At 73.2% G+C, this 18,040-nt stretch carries 16 protein-coding genes and 1 riboswitch; of the genes, 12 read left to right on the top strand and 4 right to left on the bottom strand.

Going from position 1 to position 18,040, the window contains the following annotated elements; genetic code table 11:
• Window positions 1-122 precede the first annotated feature (122 nt).
• Entirely contained in the window at window positions 123-956 is an 834-nt protein-coding gene (gene whiG, locus ACFZDL_RS15365; protein WP_353595329.1) for an RNA polymerase sigma factor WhiG, read from the top strand.
• A 75-nt stretch (window positions 957-1,031) separates the two neighbouring features.
• Window positions 1,032-1,586, top strand: coding sequence for a helix-turn-helix domain-containing protein (locus ACFZDL_RS15360; RefSeq protein ID WP_353595388.1), 555 nt, complete (start codon window positions 1,032-1,034; stop codon window positions 1,584-1,586).
• Here the strand turns inward: ACFZDL_RS15360 and ACFZDL_RS15355 are convergent.
• Entirely contained in the window at window positions 1,555-2,796 is a 1,242-nt protein-coding gene (locus ACFZDL_RS15355; protein ID WP_391191226.1) for a peptidoglycan DD-metalloendopeptidase family protein, read from the bottom strand. The two genes, ACFZDL_RS15360 and ACFZDL_RS15355, sit on opposite strands and share 32 nt — an antisense overlap.
• 337 nt (window positions 2,797-3,133) lie before the next feature.
• Here ACFZDL_RS15355 and rpsB point away from each other — a divergent pair, with 337 nt between their 5' ends.
• The 10 genes from rpsB (at window position 3,134) to ACFZDL_RS15305 (ending at window position 14,388) form a co-directional block, all read left to right on the top strand.
• A complete protein-coding gene (gene rpsB, locus ACFZDL_RS15350) occupies window positions 3,134-4,021 on the top strand; it encodes a 30S ribosomal protein S2 (protein ID WP_353595328.1) in 888 nt (295 codons plus the stop codon).
• 99 nt (window positions 4,022-4,120) lie between these two features.
• A complete protein-coding gene (tsf, locus tag ACFZDL_RS15345) occupies window positions 4,121-4,957 on the top strand; it encodes a translation elongation factor Ts (protein WP_353595327.1) in 837 nt (278 codons plus the stop codon).
• 169 nt (window positions 4,958-5,126) lie between these two features.
• Entirely contained in the window at window positions 5,127-5,909 is a 783-nt protein-coding gene (gene pyrH / locus ACFZDL_RS15340; RefSeq protein ID WP_353595326.1) for a UMP kinase, read from the top strand.
• 104 nt (window positions 5,910-6,013) lie between these two features.
• Window positions 6,014-6,571, top strand: a complete 558-nt coding sequence (gene frr / locus ACFZDL_RS15335; RefSeq protein ID WP_089510938.1) for a ribosome recycling factor — start codon at window positions 6,014-6,016, stop codon at window positions 6,569-6,571.
• Window positions 6,571-7,785, top strand: a complete 1,215-nt coding sequence (locus tag ACFZDL_RS15330; protein WP_353595325.1) for a phosphatidate cytidylyltransferase — start codon at window positions 6,571-6,573, stop codon at window positions 7,783-7,785. Before frr ends, ACFZDL_RS15330 begins: the two co-directional genes overlap by 1 nt.
• An 82-nt stretch (window positions 7,786-7,867) precedes the next feature.
• Entirely contained in the window at window positions 7,868-8,974 is a 1,107-nt protein-coding gene (gene rlmN / locus ACFZDL_RS15325) for a 23S rRNA (adenine(2503)-C(2))-methyltransferase RlmN (protein WP_353595324.1), read from the top strand.
• Window positions 8,975-9,037: 63 nt separating this feature from the next.
• Window positions 9,038-9,142, top strand: a riboswitch (TPP riboswitch).
• Window positions 9,137-10,219, top strand: coding sequence for a thiamine ABC transporter substrate-binding protein (locus ACFZDL_RS15320; protein ID WP_353595323.1), 1,083 nt, complete (start codon window positions 9,137-9,139; stop codon window positions 10,217-10,219). It overlaps the preceding riboswitch by 6 nt.
• A gap of 98 nt (window positions 10,220-10,317) precedes the next feature.
• Complete coding sequence (locus ACFZDL_RS15315; protein WP_353595387.1) at window positions 10,318-11,931, top strand: iron ABC transporter permease; 1,614 nt, start codon at window positions 10,318-10,320, stop codon at window positions 11,929-11,931.
• Entirely contained in the window at window positions 11,931-12,998 is a 1,068-nt protein-coding gene (locus ACFZDL_RS15310; RefSeq protein WP_353595322.1) for an ABC transporter ATP-binding protein, read from the top strand. Before ACFZDL_RS15315 ends, ACFZDL_RS15310 begins: the two co-directional genes overlap by 1 nt.
• A 238-nt stretch (window positions 12,999-13,236) precedes the next feature.
• Window positions 13,237-14,388 (top strand): glycosyltransferase family 4 protein, encoded by a 1,152-nt coding sequence (locus tag ACFZDL_RS15305; protein ID WP_353595386.1) that lies wholly within the window; start codon window positions 13,237-13,239, stop codon window positions 14,386-14,388.
• Here ACFZDL_RS15305 and ACFZDL_RS15300 read toward each other — a convergent pair.
• The 3 genes from ACFZDL_RS15300 to ACFZDL_RS15290 form a co-directional block, all read right to left on the bottom strand.
• A complete protein-coding gene (locus ACFZDL_RS15300; protein WP_353595321.1) occupies window positions 14,357-15,499 on the bottom strand; it encodes a Rossmann fold nucleotide-binding protein in 1,143 nt (380 codons plus the stop codon). The genes ACFZDL_RS15305 and ACFZDL_RS15300 overlap by 32 nt on opposite strands.
• Before the next feature lie 252 nt (window positions 15,500-15,751).
• Window positions 15,752-17,026 (bottom strand): hypothetical protein, encoded by a 1,275-nt coding sequence (locus ACFZDL_RS15295; protein ID WP_353595320.1) that lies wholly within the window; start codon window positions 17,024-17,026, stop codon window positions 15,752-15,754.
• Window positions 17,008-17,736, bottom strand: a complete 729-nt coding sequence (locus ACFZDL_RS15290) for an ATP-binding cassette domain-containing protein (RefSeq protein WP_353595319.1) — start codon at window positions 17,734-17,736, stop codon at window positions 17,008-17,010. The genes ACFZDL_RS15295 and ACFZDL_RS15290 overlap by 19 nt, the downstream gene beginning before the upstream one ends.
• Window positions 17,737-18,040: the final 304 nt, after the last annotated feature.

The following is an 18,040-nucleotide window of genomic DNA, read 5'->3' as shown; positions in this document are numbered from 1 at the left end:
CGCACACCGCCGAGCCGACTCCCTTCGCATACGGCGATGGCTCAGTCACGCTACGCTCACTAGGTTTCCGGCGGAGGCGCACGTCCTCACCCACGTCATGGCAGAACGGCACAAGGCGACGAATGCCCCAGCACATCTCCGGGTCTGACCGAGCGGCGCCGACCCCTGCCCGCGGCGCGGTGCGTCCCGCCGCCCCGTCCTCGCTCGACGAGCTGTGGCGGTCCTACAAGTCCACGGGTGACGGTCGGCTCCGCGAGCAGTTGATCCTCCACTACTCACCGCTGGTGAAGTATGTGGCGGGGCGGGTCAGCGTCGGGCTGCCGTCCAATGTCGAGCAGGCCGACTTCGTCTCCTCGGGCGTCTTCGGACTCATCGACGCCATTGAGAAGTTCGACCCCGAGCGGGCCATCAAGTTCGAGACCTACGCGATCACCCGGATCCGTGGCGCGATGATCGACGAGCTGCGCGCTCTGGACTGGATCCCGCGCTCGGTCCGCCAGAAGGCCAGGGCGGTCGAGCGGGCCTACGCCACGCTGGAGGCGGCCCTGCGCCGCACCCCCTCGGAGGCCGAGGTGGCCGCCGAGATGGACATCGGCCTCGATGAACTGCACGGGGTTTTCAGCCAGTTGTCGCTGGCCAATGTGGTCGCCCTGGAAGATCTGCTGCATGTCAGCGGGGAGGGCGGCGAGCGGCTGAGCCTCATGGACACCCTGGAGGACACCGCCGCCGACAACCCCGTGGAGGTGGCCGAGGACCGTGAGCTGCGCAGGCTGCTCGCCCGCGCCATCAACACGCTCCCCGAGCGGGAGAAGACCGTGGTCACCCTCTACTACTACGAGGGGCTCACGCTGGCCGAGATCGGTCAGGTCCTCGGAGTCACCGAGAGCCGGGTCAGCCAGATCCACACCAAGTCCGTGCTGCAGCTGCGGGCCAAACTCGCCGATGTCGGACGCTGAATCGTCCCGCCAGTATCGCTCCCGCCTGGGGGCCTTTCGTAAAGTGGTGGCGTGCCCAGGATTCGAGCGGCCTCAGTGGCCGAGCACCGGACGATGCAGCGCGGCGCCCTGCTGGACGCCGCCCGCTCCCTGCTGTCCGAGGGTGGGACGGAGGCCTTGACCTTCCCCGCCCTCGCCGAGCGCACGGGCCTCGCGCGGTCCTCCGTCTATGAGTACTTCCGCTCCCGCGCGGCCGTGGTCGAGGAGCTGTGCGCGGTGGACTTCCCGGTCTGGGCCGCCGAGGTCGAGGCGGCCATGGAGCGGGCCGACTCGCCCGAGGCCAAGATCGAGGCCTATGTGCGCCGGCAGCTGGCGCTGGTCGGCGACCGCCGCCACCGGGCGGTCGTGGCGATCTCGGCCGGGGAGCTGGACGCGGGCGCCCGCGAGAAGATCCGGGCCGCGCACGGCGGGCTGATCGCCATGGTCGTCCAGGCCCTCGGTGAGCTCGGCCATGAGCAGCCGCGGCTGACCGCGGTGCTGCTCCAGGGCGTCGTGGACGCCGCGGTCCGCCGGATCGAGCTCGGCGCCGAGGACCCCGCGGGCGTCACGGAAGCGGCCGTCACCATGGCCCTGCACGGGGTGCGCCCCTGACGCCCGCCTGTCCGGCGCCCGCCGCCCCCGCGCGGCGCAGGCGCACACCGGCCCAGGCCGCCGCGAGGGCCAGCACGGCGGGCGAGGCCAGGTCCACGGGGCCGGAGGGGCCGGCGGTGCGCGACGCGAGGGCGTAACGCACATGGCCGCCGGCTGTGGACGACCTGCCCCCGGCAGCCGCTCCCGTCGGGCCGCCCGCTCCCGTCGGGCCGCCTGCCTCTGCTGGGACACCCGCTCCCGGCGGGGCAGCCGCCCCGTGCCGGGCGCGCGCATCCGTCAGGGCGCCCCCTTCCTCCGGGACACCTGCTCCCGGCGGGGCATCCGCCCACTTCCGGGCGCCCGCATCCTCCGGCGCGTCCGCATCCACCAGGCCGCCCCCTTCCTCCGGGAGACCTGCTCCCTTCCGGCCGCCCGCATCCTCCGGGGCGCCCGGCCCTTCCGGGACGCCGAAGACCGGCAGCAGCCGGGAGGGGCCGCGGCCCAGCATCGACGGGGCGAGCAGCGACAGCGGGTCCAGATAGCGGTCCCCGCGGCGCAGGCCCCAGTGCAGACAGCCGGACGGGCAGTGGAAGGGGCCCGCGCCCAGGACGCCCACCACCTGGCCGGCCCGCACCCGCTCGCCTTTGGCCACCACGGCCCGCACCGGCTCGTAGGTCGTGCGCAGCGGCGGACGGCCGGTGCTTGACAGCTGGATCGTGAGCACCCCGCGCCCCGCGACCGGGCCCGCGAAGGACACCCGGCCCGCGGCCGCCGCCCTCACGGGCCGGCCGGTGCGGGCCGCCAGGTCCACCCCGCGGTGGCCCGCCGCCCAGGGCGTGGGCGGCGGCTCCCAGCCCCGCAGCACCGTCGGTCTGCCCGCGCCCGCCTCCGGCCCCACCGGCCAGACCCCCTCGGCACGAGCCGGGGCCCCGGGGGCCGGGGCAACGGCGGCCGGCGCCCCTGCCCCACCCGGCACCGAACCCCGGGATGCCGCCGCTGCCGTGGCCCACTCCGGCTCCGCCGCCGCCGCGGCCGGCCGGGCCGACAGCAGCGGGATCAGGCCGAATAAGACCACGAACGGCAAGGTCAGCCAGGTCGGCAACGCCGGAAGGATCAGCGCGGGCCGGTCGGGGGCCGGGGTCAGGGCCGGGCGGAGGCCGGGGTCCAGGGCGGGGCGGCGGGTCGGGCGGCGGGGTGGGTGGAGGGCCGGGGCGGTGGCGTGCGGTCGCATGGGAACACGGTGACGCGACTCGCCCGATCCGCGTGGATCATGGCCACGATCTGGGGACAACTCACGGGTTGTGGATATCGCCGTCACCCGGCACCGCACGGGTCCCGTACACTTCTTGTGGCGATCCGGGTCACCGGGTCGACTTCGCACGCCCCGCCACCGGCTCCCCGATCGGCGTCGATCCGCGCATCGATCCCCTCGGAACAGCACGGCGGCCGCGTCCCTCGGTCCTCGGACGAGCCCCCCGCAAGGGCCCCGCCCGTGGCAGACGCGCCGGGGCGTCAGGCGCGGCGGCCGCCCGGCCGCCGTGGAACCGAGCACTTCAAGGAGTACGGCCATGGCCGTCGTCACGATGCGGGAGCTGCTGGAGAGCGGCGTCCACTTCGGGCACCAGACCCGCCGCTGGAACCCGAAGATGAAGCGTTTCATCTTCACCGAGCGCAACGGCATCTACATCATCGACCTGCTCCAGTCGCTGTCGTACATCGACCGCGCCTACGAGTTCGTCAAGGAGACCGTCGCCCACGGCGGTTCCATCATGTTCGTCGGCACCAAGAAGCAGGCGCAGGAGGCGATCGCCGAGCAGGCGACCCGCGTCGGCATGCCGTATGTCAACCAGCGCTGGCTGGGCGGCATGCTCACCAACTTCTCGACCGTCTACAAGCGTCTGCAGCGCCTCAAGGAGCTCGAGCAGATCGACTTCGAGGACGTGGCCGCCTCCGGCCTCACCAAGAAGGAGCTGCTCGTCCTCTCGCGCGAGAAGGCCAAGCTGGAGAAGACCCTCGGCGGTATCCGCGAGATGCAGAAGGTGCCGAGCGCCGTCTGGATCGTCGACACCAAGAAGGAGCACATCGCCGTCGGTGAGGCGCGCAAGCTCCGCATCCCGGTCGTCGCGATCCTCGACACCAACTGCGACCCGGACGAGGTCGACTACAAGATCCCGGGCAACGACGACGCGATCCGCTCGGTCACCCTTCTCACCCGCGTGATCGCCGACGCGGTCGCCGAGGGCCTGATCGCCCGCTCCGGTGTCGCCACCGGTGACGAGAAGGCCGACAAGGCCGCCGGTGAGCCGCTCGCCGAGTGGGAGCGCGACCTGCTGGAGGGCGAGAAGAAGGCCGACGAGCCCGAGGCGGCCAAGCCCGCTGAGGCCGAGCAGCCCGCCGAGGCCGAGCAGCCGGCCGAGGCCCCGGCGGCCCCGGCCGCGGACGCCGAGCAGGCCTGACCACTCGGACCACGTGTGACGGCGGGGGAGGGTGCCTGGGGCACCACCCCCGCCGTTCCCCCGTAGAGCTTTCGACTTTCGAGAAGAGATTCACAGATCATGGCGAACTTCACCGCCGCCGACGTCAAGAAGCTCCGTGAGCTCACCGGCGCCGGCATGATGGACTGCAAGAAGGCGCTGGACGAGTCCGAGGGCCAGGTCGACAAGGCCGTCGAGATCCTGCGCGTCAAGGGCCAGAAGGGCGTGGCCAAGCGGGAGGGCCGCAGCGCCGAGAACGGCGCCGTCGTCTCCCTCATCTCGGACGACAACACCTCCGGTGTGCTGGTCGAGCTGAAGTGCGAGACCGACTTCGTCGCCAAGGGCGACAAGTTCGTGGCCGTCGCCGACGCCATCGCCGCCCACGTCGCCAAGACCTCCCCGGCCGACCTGGAGGCCCTGCTCGCCTCCGAGATCGAGGCCGGCAAGACCGTCCAGGCGTTCGTCGACGAGGCCAACGCGACCCTCGGCGAGAAGATCGTCCTGGACCGCTTCGCGCAGTTCTCCGGCGGCTACGTCGCCGCGTACATGCACCGCACCAGCCCGGACCTGCCGCCGCAGGTCGGTGTGCTGGTCGAGCTGGACAAGGAAGACGCCACGGTCGCCAAGGACGTCGCGCAGCACATCGCCGCGTTCGCGCCGAAGTTCCTGACCCGTGACGAGATCCCGGCCGAGACGGTCGAGAACGAGCGCCGGGTGGCCGAGGCCACCGCTCGTGAGGAGGGCAAGCCCGAGGGCGCCCTGCCGAAGATCGTCGAGGGTCGCGTCACCGGCTTCTTCAAGGAGAACGTCCTGGTGGACCAGGCGTTCGCCAAGGACAACAAGAAGTCCGTCCAGAAGGTGCTGGACGAGGCCGGTGTCACGCTCAAGCGCTTCGCGCGCTTCCGCGTCGGCGTCTGAGCGTCGGCGTCCGAGCCGAGCAGCGAATGACCGGCGACCCCGATAGGGTCGTAGGCAGCCAACCGTCAACCGGTCGGCCGCAGATGTGACGAGGAGGCCATTGCCGCAGAGGTCGATCAAGGACCCGTCCGGCAATGGCCTTCTTCGTATGTGCACGAGGAGATCTCCAATGAATCAGGGCGCGGGCGCCGGACAGGCCGCCGACGAGAACAACGCTCAGGGCAGGGTCAGACGCCGTCGGTTCCTGCTGAAGCTCTCCGGTGAGGCGTTCGCCGGAGGCGGGGGACTCGGGGTCGACCCGGATGTCGTGCACGCCATCGCCCGTGAGGTCGCCGCTGTCGTCCGGGACGGCGCGGAGATCGCCATCGTCATCGGTGGCGGCAACTTCTTCCGCGGCGCCGAACTGCAGCAGCGCGGCATGGACCGGGCGCGCTCGGACTACATGGGCATGCTCGGCACGGTCATGAACTGTCTCGCACTCCAGGACTTCCTGGAGAAGGAGGGCATCGACTCCCGCGTCCAGACCGCCATCACCATGGGCCAGGTCGCGGAGCCGTACATTCCGCTGCGTGCGGTGCGCCATCTGGAGAAGGGGCGCGTGGTCATCTTCGGCGCGGGTATGGGCATGCCGTACTTCTCGACGGACACCACCGCGGCCCAGCGCGCCCTGGAGATCCATGCCGAGGCCCTGCTCATGGGTAAGAACGGGGTGGACGGGGTCTACGACTCCGACCCCGCCCGGAACCCGGACGCGGTGAAGTTCGACGCCCTGGAGTACGGCGAGGTGATCACCCGCGACCTCAAGGTCGCCGACGCCACCGCCGTCACGCTGTGCCGCGACAACAAACTGCCGATCCTCGTCTTCGAGCTTCTCGCCGAAGGAAACATCGCGCGCGCGGTGAAGGGTGAGAAGATCGGCACGCTCGTGAGCGACCAGGGCTCCCGGGCCTGACGGCTCATACGGGGGATGGACAACGGCCTGCCGGTCGGACACCGTGCAGGAGAAGACGCACGCAGGGGCGAGGCTCTGCTTACTGATAACACCAGGAGCAAGTGGTGATCGAAGAGATCCTCCTCGAGGCCGAGGAGAAGATGGAGAAGGCCGTTGTGGTCGCCAAGGAGGACTTCGCCGCGATCCGCACCGGGCGTGCGCACCCGGCGATGTTCAACAAGATCGTGGCGGACTACTACGGAGCGATGACGCCGATCAATCAGCTGGCGTCGTTCTCGGTGCCGGAACCGCGGATGGCCGTGGTGACCCCGTTCGACAAGAGCGCGCTGCGCAATATCGAGCAGGCGATCCGCGACTCCGATCTGGGCGTCAACCCGAGCAATGACGGCAGCATCATCCGGGTGGTGTTCCCGGAGCTCACGGAACAGCGCCGCAAGGAATTCATCAAGGTGGCCAAGGGCAAGGGCGAGGACGCGAAGATCTCGATCCGCAGCGTCCGCCGCAAGGCCAAGGAGTCCATCGACAAGCTGATCAAGGACGGCGAGGTCGGCGAGGACGAGGGCCGCCGCGCCGAGAAGGAGCTCGACGACACCACCGCGAAGTATGTCGCGCAGGTGGATGAACTGCTCAAGCACAAGGAAGCCGAGCTGCTCGAGGTCTGATGAACGACTCATCCTGGGGGGCTCCGCCGAGCGCCCGCCTCCGGGGACCGGCCCAGCAGGGGCCCCCTCCCTCGCTTCGCGCCAAGGTGCCCTCGCCCTCGGCGGGTCCCGCGCACGACGTGGGCGAGGCGGCGCAGACTCGGCCCATGCCCACCGTGCCCCACGCAGGCGGAGACCCTTGGGATGCCGCCGACCGTGACCGGGGGGCCGCTCAGCCGAGCGGCCCCCTGTTCCGCGACGACCGGGAGCCGGAGCGCGGGCCGCGGCAGCCCGCCGCGCAACCGCCCACGCCCCCGGACCGCCCCCACCCCACGCCCTCCGGCGGCGCCGCTCAGCCCGGCGCACCGGGCAGCGCCGACCAGAGCGGGAGCGCCGACGAGATGGGCGGCTCGAAGAAGAAGAGCGCGGGCCGCAATCTGCCCGCCGCGATAGGGGTGGGCGTCGGCCTCGGCGCGCTGGTCGTCGCCTCGCTCTTCATCTACAAGCCGGTGTTCATCGGCGTCATAGCGGTCGCGGTGGTCGTCGGACTGTGGGAGCTGACCTCGCGGCTGGCCGAGCGCAAGGACATCCGCGTCCCGCTGGTGCCGCTCGCGGTGGGCGGCGTCGCCATGGTGGTCGCCGGTTATGTGCGCGGTGCGGAGGGCGCGTGGGTGGCCGTCGCGCTGACCGCCCTGGCCGTGCTCGTATGGCGGATGACCGAGCCGCCCGAGAACTACCTCAGGGATGTCACGGCCGGCGTCTTCGCGGCCTTCTATGTGCCGTTCCTGGCCAGTTTTGTCGCACTCATGCTCGCGGCCGACGACGGGCCGCGGCGGGTGCTCGTCTTTCTGCTGCTGACCGTGGTCAGCGACACCGGTGCGTACGCGGTCGGCTGGCGCTTCGGCCGCCACAAGCTCGCCCCGCGCATCAGCCCCGGCAAGACCCGGGAGGGGCTGCTCGGCGCGATCGCCTTCGCGATGGTCGCGGGCGCGCTGTCCATGCAGTACCTGATCAAGGACGGCGCATGGTGGCAGGGGGTGCTGCTCGGGCTCGCCGTCGCGATCAGCGCGACCCTCGGCGACCTCGGCGAGTCCATGATCAAGCGTGACCTGGGCATCAAGGACATGGGCAAGCTGCTGCCCGGCCACGGCGGGATCATGGACCGGCTGGACTCCCTGCTGCCCACCGCGCCCGTGGTCTGGCTGCTGCTGGTGATCTTCGTGGGGGGCGGCTGACCGGCCCCCCGACCGAAGGCTGTACGGCCTCGTGCCACGCGTGGCGCGAGGCCGTTCGCACGTCTGCGACACTGGTTGGACCATGCCCAAGCCCGGAGAACTCACATTCGTCGCGCCGCGCGGAGCCAAGAAGCCCCCGCGGCATCTCGCCGACCTCTCGCCCGCCGAGCGCCGCGAGGCCGTCGCCGCCCTCGGCGAGAAGCCCTTCCGCGCCGGCCAGGTATCGCGCCACTACTTCGCCCGCTACAGCCACGACCCGGCCCAGTGGACCGACATCCCGGCCGCCGCGCGCGAGAAGCTGGCGGCCGGGCTGCTGCCGGACCTGATGAGCGTGGTGCGCCACATCAGCTGCGACGACGACACCACCCGCAAGACCCTGTGGCGGCTCTTCGACGGCACGCTCGTGGAGTCCGTGCTGATGCGCTACCCGGACCGGGTCACCATGTGCATCAGCTCCCAGGCGGGCTGCGGCATGAACTGCCCGTTCTGCGCCACCGGCCAGGCGGGCCTGGACCGCAATCTGTCCACCGCCGAGATCGTCCACCAGATCGTCGACGGGATGCGGGCGCTGCGGGACGGTGAGATCCCGGGAGGCCCGGCGCGGCTGTCCAACATCGTCTTCATGGGCATGGGCGAGCCGCTGGCCAACTACAACCGCGTCGTCGGCGCCATCCGCAGGCTGACGGACCCGGAGCCGGACGGCCTCGGCCTGTCCCAGCGCGGCATCACCGTCTCGACCGTCGGACTGGTCCCGGCGATGCTGCGCTTCGCCGACGAGGGCTTCAAGTGCCGTCTCGCGGTGTCGCTGCACGCGCCCGACGACGAGCTGCGCGACACGCTCGTCCCGGTCAACACCCGCTGGAAGGTCCGCGAGGTCCTGGACGCGGCGTGGGAGTACGCGGAGAAGTCGGGCCGTCGCGTCTCCATCGAGTACGCCCTGATCAGGGACATCAACGACCAGGCATGGCGGGCCGACCTGCTGGGGCGGCTGCTCAAGGGCCGCCGGGTGCACGTCAACCTGATCCCGCTCAACCCGACGCCCGGCTCCAAGTGGACCGCGTCCAGGCCGGAGGACGAGAAGGCGTTCGTGGCCGCCCTGGAGGCACACGGCGTGCCCGTGACCGTGCGGGACACCCGGGGGCAGGAGATCGACGGGGCGTGCGGGCAGCTGGCGGCGGCGGAGCGCTGAGGGCCGGCTGATACGGTGCCCTGGCACCACCTCGTACACAGCTCTTACATCTCGTACAAGTGAACATTCCGACAGGGGAGCGCGAACAGCGCTGAGAGTGCGGCACGGCCGCAGACCCTCGGACCTGATCCGGGTCATACCGGCGTAGGGAGTCAGCCTCATATGAACAGCCGTCTTCGGCATGCCGTCGTCGCCGCCCTCTTCGGCTCGCTCGGCCTCACCACGCTCGTCGCCTGCGGCGAGGACTCTTCCGGCTCCTCCGGAGGCTCCGGCTCCAAGACCGTGAAACTGGTCACGCACGACTCGTTCGCCGCGTCGAAGGCCGTGCTGCGGGAGTTCACCCGGCAGACCGGCTACAAGGTGCAGGTGCTGCCGGGCGGCGACGCCGGGGCCGCTGTCAACCAGGCGATACTCTCCAAGTCGCATCCCCAGGGAGACGTCTTCTTCGGCGTCGACAACACCCTGCTCTCCCGCGCGCTCGACAACGACCTGTTCGCCCCCTACCAGGCCAAGGGCCTGGACAAGGTCCCGGCGGCCCTCCAGCTCGACCGGGCCGAGCACCGCGTCACCCCGGTCGACTTCGGCGACATCTGCGTCAACTACGACCGCGAGTACTTCGCCGACAAGAAGCTGGCCCCGCCGAAGACCCTCGACGACCTGACCAAGCCCGCCTACAAGAACCTCCTGGTCACCGAGAACGCGGCCACCTCCTCGCCCGGCCTCGCCTTCCTGCTGGGCACGGCCGCCCGGTATGGGGACGACGGCTGGCAGGGCTACTGGAAGAAGCTCAGGGCCAACGGCGTCGAGGTCGTCGACGGCTGGGAGCAGGCGTACTACGACCGCTTCTCCGGCTCGGCCGGCGGCGCCAAGGGCGACCGGCCGCTGGTCGTCTCGTACGCCTCCAGCCCGCCCGCCGAGGTGGTCGACGCCAAACCGCGGCCCGCGCAGGCCCCCACAGGGGTCGCGACGGGCACCTGCTTCCGCCAGGTGGAATTCGCCGGACTCCTCAACGGCGCGTCGAACACCAAGGGCGGCAAGGCACTGCTGGACTTCCTGCTGACCAAGCGGTTCCAGGAGGACGTGCCGCTCAACATGTACGTCAACCCGGCCCGCGAGGACGCGAAGCTGCCCGAGCTGTTCACGAAGTACGGCGTGAAGATCGCCGACTCGGCCACCCTGGAGCCCAGGAAGATCGCCAAGAACCGTGACCAGTGGGTCAAGGCATGGTCCTCGCTCGTCCTGTAAAGGGCCGCGAGCCGTCCTCGAAGACGCCCGAGGCGGCGAGCCGGCGCCCCGGGCGGCGTCGCTCGCGGCTGCGCGGGGCGGCGCTGCGGCTGGCCCTGATGGCCGTGCCCACCGCCTTCTTCGCGCTGTTCTTCCTCTATCCGGTGGCCGCCATCGTCGCCCGCGGGCTGCGCGTGGACGGCCAGTGGCGGCTGGGCCGCATCGGCGACGTGCTCACCGACCCGGCGGTCCTGGACATCCTGTGGTTCACCGCCTGGCAGGCGGCCGCCTCCACCGCCCTGACGCTGGCCGTCGCGCTGCCCGGCGCGTATGTCTTCGCCCGCTTCGCCTTCCCCGGCAAGCGGCTGCTGCGCGCCGTGGTGACCGTCCCCTTCGTCCTGCCGACCGTCGTCGCGGGCTCGGCGTTCCTGGCCCTGCTCGGCCACGGCGGGCTGCTGGACAACCTGTGGGGGGTACGGCTCGACACCACCGTATGGGCGATCCTCCTGGCCCACGTCTTCTTCAACTACGCGGTGGTGGTACGGACCGTCGGCGGGCTGTGGGCGCAGCTCGACCCGCGGCAGGAGGAGGCCGCGCGGGTGCTCGGCGCGAGCCGCCTGGCCGCGTGGCGGCGGGTGACGCTGCCGGCGCTGGCGCCCGCCGTGGCGGCAGCCGCCCTGATGGTCTTCCTGTTCACCTTCACCTCCTTCGGCGTCATCCAGATCCTCGGCGGCCCCCGGTACGCCACCCTGGAGGTCGCGATCTACCGGGAGACCGCCCAACTGCTCGACCTGCCGACCGCAGCCGTGCTGACGCTGATCCAGTTCGCGGCCGTGGCCGCGGTCCTGGCCCTGCACGCGTGGACCGTCCGGCGCCGCGAGAGCGCCCTGAAGCTGGTCGACCCCGAACAGACCGCGCGCCGCCCCCAGGGCGCGGCCCAATGGGCGCTGCTGTGGGGCGTGCTCGCCGTCGTGGCGCTGCTGATCCTGCTGCCGCTCGCCGTCCTGGTCGAGCGGTCCCTGGACGCCCCCGGCGGCTACGGCCTCGGCTACTACCGCGCCCTGCAGTCGGCCGCGGACAGCGGCGGGACGTTTTTCGTGCCCCCTGTGGACGCCCTCTGGAACTCCCTGCGCTACGCCGCCGTGGCAACCGTCTTCGCACTCGTCGTGGGCGGCCTGGCGGCCGCGGCGCTGACCAGAAAAGCGGGCAGACTGGTACGGGGATTCGACGCGCTGCTGATGCTGCCGCTCGGCACCTCCGCCGTCACCGTCGGCTTCGGCTTCCTCATCGCCCTCGACGAGCCGCCGCTGGACCTGCGCGCCTCATGGATCCTCGTACCGCTCGCCCAGGCCCTGGTGGGCGTGCCCTTCGTCGTACGGACCATGCTGCCCGTGCTGCGCGCGGTGGACCACCGGCTGCGCGAGGCGGCGGCCGTGCTCGGCGCGTCCCCGCTGCGGGCCTGGCGGGAGGTGGACCTGCCGCTGGTCGCACGGGCCCTCGGGGTCGCGGCGGGCTTCGCCTTCGCCGTATCGCTCGGCGAGTTCGGCGCGACGGTCTTCATCGCCAGGCCTGACCACCCGACCCTCCCGGTGGCCGTCGCCCGCTTCCTGGGCCGGGCCGGGCAGCTCAACTACGGCCAGGCCATGGCCCTGAGCACGATTCTGATGCTGGTGTGCGCGGGCTCCCTGCTGGTACTGGAGCGGATCCGCACCGACCGTTCGGGGGAGTTCTGATGACGCTGCTGCGCCTGGACGAGGTGACGGTCCGCTACGGCGAGCGGGCGGCGCTGGACGCCGTGGACCTCGAGGTCGCCGAGCACGAGACGGTGTCGGTGCTGGGGCCCAGCGGCGGCGGCAAGTCCACGCTGCTGCGCGTGGTGGCGGGCCTGGAGCGGGCCCACACCGGCAGGGTGTTGCTGGCCGGGCGGGACCAGGCGGGGGTGCCCACCCACCGGCGCGGCGTGGGCCTGATGTTCCAGGACCACCAGCTCTTCCCGCAGCGGGACGTGGGCGGCAACGTCGCCTTCGGGCTGCGGATGCGCAAGGTGGCGCGCGCCGAGGCGGAGCACCGGGTCGCCGAGCTGCTGGAGCTGGTCGGCCTGCCGGGCGCGCAGCGGCGCGCGGTCGCCTCGCTGTCCGGCGGCGAGCAGCAGCGCGTCGCGCTGGCCCGCGCCCTGGCCCCGCGGCCCACGCTGCTGATGCTGGACGAGCCACTGGGCCAGCTCGACCGCGGGCTGCGGGAGCGGCTGGTGGTCGAACTGCGCCAGCTGTTCGGCGAACTGGGCACCACAGTCCTCGCGGTCACCCACGACCAGGGCGAGGCCTTCGCGCTCGCGGACCGGGTGGTGGTGATGGACGACGGGCGCATCGCGCAGTCCGGCACCCCGCTGGAGGTGTGGCAGCGCCCCGCCAGCGAGTTCGTCGCCCGCTTCCTTGGCTTCGACAACCTGGTTGACGCCGTCGTACACGGCGAGAGCGCCGACACCCCCTGGGGCGAGCTGCCCGTGCCCGACGGCACTCCTCAGGGGCCGTGCCGGCTGCTGGTCCGCCCGGCCGGGGTGCGGCTCACCTCCCCCGAGAAGGGCCTGCCGTGCACGGTGGCGGCGCGCACCTTCCGCGGCGACCGCGTGGCCCTCGTCCTCCAGCCGGCCGGCGCGCCGCGCCTGGAGGCGGCGTGCGCGCTGCGGGACGCGCCGAAGGAGGGGGAGCGGGTCGGCGTCGCGTTCGACGCGGACGACGTGGTGGTGCTGGGCGCGTCGGCCGCGCATCCGGTCAGCGCCGCTCCGGCTGCCCAGGAGTAGGCGGGGGCGTCGCCCCAGCCGCGCGCCCGCCGCCCGCGGACAGAGCTCATGGCGCCATTCTCCGTACCGCGGTGGCGGGCCGCGTCACCGCACGGGATGATCCTCAAACACCGTCTTCAGCCCACGGCGTGACCCTTGGTCACACCACGGCGTGACGATGGAGTTACCCCCTCCGTGTGACGCGGCGGGGCGGCGGTCGTTCCTAGCCTCGGGCCGTATGACCGAACCGCCACGCGGGATGCCGCGCACCCTCGTGATCACCAATGACTTCCCTCCGCGCCAGGGCGGCATCGAGACCTTCGTCCACGCCATGACCAGCCGCTTCCCACCGGAGGCCGTCGTCGTCCACACCTCCTCCGAGCCGGGCGCGGCACTGTACGACGCCGATCTGCCCCACCCCGTGGTCCGCGACGGCGCCCGCACGCTGCTGCCCACCCGGCGCGCCACGAGCCGCGCGGTGGAGCTGGCCCGCCGCCACCGCTGCGACAGCGTGTGGTTCGGCGCCGCCGCGCCCCTGGGGCTGATGGCCGGGCGGCTGCGCCGCGAGGCGGGGGTGCGCCGGATCGTCGCCACCACGCACGGCCACGAGGTGTGGTGGGCCCGCACCCCGGGGGCCCGCGCGCTGCTGCGCCGCGTCGGGGCCGGGGCGGACACCGTGACCTACCTCGGAGCCGCCACCGGCGCGTCCATCGCCGCCGCCCTGGGGCCCGCCGCCGCGGCCCGGATGACCCGGCTGGCCCCCGGAGTCGACACCTCCGCCTTCCGCCCCGGGCTCGACGCGCGCCACGTGCGCGAACGCCACCGGCTCACAGGCCGTCAGGTGATCCTGTGCGCCGCCCGGCTCGTCCGGCGCAAGGGCCAGGACGCCCTCATCAGGGCGCTGCCGCTGGTGCGCCGGGCCGTCCCCGGGGCCGTCCTGCTGCTCGTCGGCGACGGCCCCGACGCGTACGGGCTGCGCCGGCTCGCCGACGCGCACGGCGTCAGGGACGCCGTGGTCTTCGCGGGCGGGGTGCGGCACCGCGGGATGCCGCCCTACTACGCGGCCGCCGATGTCTTCGCGATGCCGTGCCGCACCCGCAGGGGCGGTCTGGAGGTCGAGGGCCTGGGCATCGTCTTCCTGGAGGCGGCCGCCGCCGGGCTGCCGGTGCTCGCCGGGGACTCCGGCGGCGCGCCGGACGCCGTCCGGGACGGCGAGACCGGGCACGTCGTCGACGGCCGTGCCACGCGCGCCATCGCCGACCGGCTGATCGCGCTGCTCCGGGACCGGCCCGCCGCCCGGGCCATGGGCGAGAAGGGGCGGGCCTGGGTGCGTGAGGAGTGGAGTTGGGACACCTCGTACCGGACCCTGGCCCGGCTGCTCAGCGCGCCGGGGACGCCCCCAGGGACATGAGCGCGCCCGGAGCCTCGTCCACCGAGTCCACCAGCGCGATACGGGCCTTCATGGGCCTGCCCTCGGCGAGCGCTTCCAGCAGCGGCCAGGTCGGCAGGCGGCGCGTCCAGTGGTCGCGGTCCACGAGCACCATCGGCGTCGGTTCGCCGCGCGACTCGTAGTAGTTCGGCGTCGCGTTGTCGAAGATCTCCTGTACGGTCCCGGCGGCGCCCGGCAGGAACACCACCCCTGCGTTCGACCGCGCCAGCAGGCCGTCCTCGCGCGTGGCGTTGGCGAAGTACTTCGCGATGTGCGAGGCGAACGCGCTGGGCGGCTCGTGCCCGTAGAACCAGGTCGGAATGCCCACCGACGCGCCGCCGTCCGGCCACCGCTCGCGCACCGCGAAGGCCACCTCGGCCCACTCGCCGACGGACGGCCGGAAGGAGGGGGCCTTGGCGAGCAGTTCAAGGGACTCGTCGAGCATGTCGTCGGCGAACGGGGCCGCGTACGCGCCCAGGTTGGCCGCCTCCATCGCGCCAGGGCCGCCGCCGGTCGCGACCATGAACCCGGCCCGCGCCACGGCCCGCCCGAGCCGGGCCGCGCCCGCGTAGCCCTCGGAGCCGCGCTCCAGGGCGTGGCCGCCCATCACGCCCACCACCCGGGCCCCGGTCAGGAGTTCGTCGAGGGCGTCCGAGACGGCGTCGTCGTGGATGGAACGCAGCATCGAGGAGAAGATGTCGCCGTCGGCCTTGGTGCGCTGGAACCAGGCGTACGCCAGCGCGTCCGGCGTCCCCGCGTAGCCCCGCTCCGCCAGCCCCTCGAACAGCTCCTGCGGCGAGTAGAGGGTGCCGCGGTAGGGGTCGAACGGCAGACCGGGCACCGGCGGGAAGACCAGCGCGCCGCCGGCCCGCACCTTGGCGGCGGCCTCCGGCTCCATCGGGCAGCCGAGGAACACCGCCTCGGCGGTGTCCGTGCCGAGCAGCGCCCGCGTACGGTCGGTCAGGTCGACGGACTGGACGCGGTAACCGGCCAGGGTGCCGCGCGCCACGACCTCGTCGAACTCCCGCAGGGACTCGATCTCCCGGTCGGGACACGGGTCTTGGGCGGCGGTGGAAGCGTCGTCGGTCAGCACGGCGACATGCTACTGGCGGCGGTGCGCGCGGTCTCCTCCCGCAGGTGGGCGCGGGGAGCGGGCGGGGCGCGGGGAGCGGACGGGTGCGGAGAGCGGGCGGCCGGCATCCTGTACGGGCCCGGTCCCGCGTCCCGTCGTACGGCCCGGTCCCGCGCCCCGTGTCCCGCGCCCCGTGTCCCGCGCCCCGTACGGCCCGCGTCGTCCCTGCCGACCGGGATGGCGGCCGGACGGCGGTTGGCGCGGCCGCACGGGTCAGTGGTTGAACGGCAGCGTGCTCAGCTCCGCGACCGCCCAGGTCAGCGGTGCCAGCAGCACCAGCAGCGCCAGCCCGCGCAGGGCCGCGGCGCCCCGCAGCAGACGCGGGGGCGCGCCCAGGCGCAGCAGGGCTTCCGTCGTCCGGCCCCGCGCGCTCTTCGCCTCGAGCGCCGCCGTGAGCACCGAGGCGGTGGCGCACATCATGATCAGGGCCGCGCCGAGGCCGATGAGCGGGCCGAATGGGCGGTGCCCGGACGGGCCGGCGCCGACGCCGTACAGCTCGACCGCGGCGTACGCGGCGGTGGCGACGGCCCACAGCACGCCGACAGAGTGCCCCAGGCGCCCCGCCTCCTGCTGCAACACCCGCCCGGCGAGCAGCCGCAGTGTGCCCGGGCGCCAGGCGGCCAGCAATCTGCCGCACAGATGGGTGAGGCCGGGACCGGCCAGCACCAGCCCGACCGCCGCCAGCGCCCAGCCGCCCACCACGCCGGGCGGGCTGCCCCCGAGTTCGCCGGGCAGCGGCAGCAGCGCGTCGGGCGGAGGGGGCGGGCCGCTGTCCATGTTGTCCGTGTATGCCTCCAGGGCGACGCCCGCCGCGGTCAGCGCGATCCCCCAGGGCAGCCCCCGGGCCGCGAGCTCCGGCGGTTCGGCGCCGCGCGGCACCCGCTGGACGCCCCGCGCCCGCGCCCGGCCACCGGTCCGCGACCCCCTCGCCCCCCGCGCCCGCTGTGGTCCCCGGGGCCACAGGCGGACCGCGCAGGCCGCGGCCGCCACCGTCGGTACGACGGCGAGCAGCGTGACCGTGGCGGCCGCGGGCAGCGGATGCCCGGCGCCGAGCGGGCCGCTCACCGCCCCGCCCGCCGCCCTGCTCGCGGTATCCGCCCACAGCAGCCACGAGCCGGCCAGATCGCCCCGCAGCTGCAGGAAGACGAGCAGCGCCAGCGCACAGCCCAGCGCACACGACAGTGCGGCCGAGGCCGCCGCGAGCAGGGCCGACCTGGCCGGGCCGCCGCCGGCCGCCGCGAAGCCCGCGCCGAACGGGACGCTCGGGTCGGCGCGCGCCACCGTGATCGCGAGATGGGTCGTGGCGGCCAGCGGCACCGCGCACCACAGCAGCCGTACGACCGCTCCGTCGGTCTGCTCGGGGTGCCCGGCCGCGTACCCCAGGGCGCTCAGCAGCAGAAAGCCGGTGCCCGCCGCCGCGGTGGCGACCAGCGACCGCCGCAGCAGCGCCAGGGGCCGGGCGCCGCGGGCTAGGCGGAGACTGAGCACGCGGACCTGCCCTCGGCCTCGGCGGCGTTGACCGCGCCCACCCGGCGGCCGTCCAGCAGCGCGACGGCGCGGTCCGCCAGGGTGGCCACCTCCTCGTCATGGGTGGCCAGGAGCACCGTGATGCCGTGCGAGCGGGCCGCCGTGGTCAGGGTGCGCAGCACCTGGGCGCGGTCGGCGCGGTGCAGCGGGGCGGTGGGCTCGTCGGCGAACAGCACGGCGGGCGCGGAGGCCAGCGCGCGGGCGATCGCGACGCGCTGGCGCTGGGCCTGGAGCAGCGCGGCGGGGCGGCGGCGGGCGCAGTCGCCGACGTCGAGCCGGTCCAGCCACTCGTGGCCGGCGTTCTTGGCCTCGCGCCGCCCGGCGCCGCGCAGCATCAGCGGCAGCGCGGCGTTCTCCCAGGCGGTCAGCTCGGGGATGAGCTGCGGTTCGGTGTCGATCCACGCGAAGCGGTCGCGGCGCAGCTGTTCGCGGCCGAGGGGGGAGAGGGTGTGCACGGGGGCGCTGTTGAACCACACCTCCCCGCGGTCCGGGACGAGCAGGCCCGACAGACACTTGAGCAGGGTGGTCTTCCCGCAGCCGCGCGGGCCGGTCACGGCCAGGATCTCGCCGTCACGGGCGCCGATGGAGACATCGGCGAGGGCGGGCGACCCGCCGTAGGCGTACGTCAGGGTGCGTGCCCAGAGCACGTCGTTGTCCGGCGGAGCCACCATACGAAGCACCTCGCCTCAGCTGCGGTCGTCCGTGCGTTCCCCCAGTTGGGTGAACGAGCGCAGGGCCAATGGGTCACTGGCACGGTAAGGACTCCGCCTGCCGCCCGCGCCCAGGCTCGTCGCGGGCACGCTGTCATTTCCTCCGATCAGCCCTCTGCACGGCCGGCGCCGGCGGGGCGGCCGGGTACCGGAGCCCCGAAGCGGCCGAAGCTCCCGCCGAAGCTCTCGGTGGTCTCGGTGGGGCGCGGGCCCGCGGACTACTGTGGGTGTCTCACCCATCGGACACCTGACAGGGAGGGGTGGC

This window comes from Streptomyces sp. NPDC007917 (assembly GCF_042959105.1).
In the GTDB taxonomy this organism is placed as follows: domain Bacteria; phylum Actinomycetota; class Actinomycetes; order Streptomycetales; family Streptomycetaceae; genus Streptomyces.
Note: the sequence above shows the minus strand (reverse complement) of the source record. Positions and strands in the feature narration are given on the sequence as shown.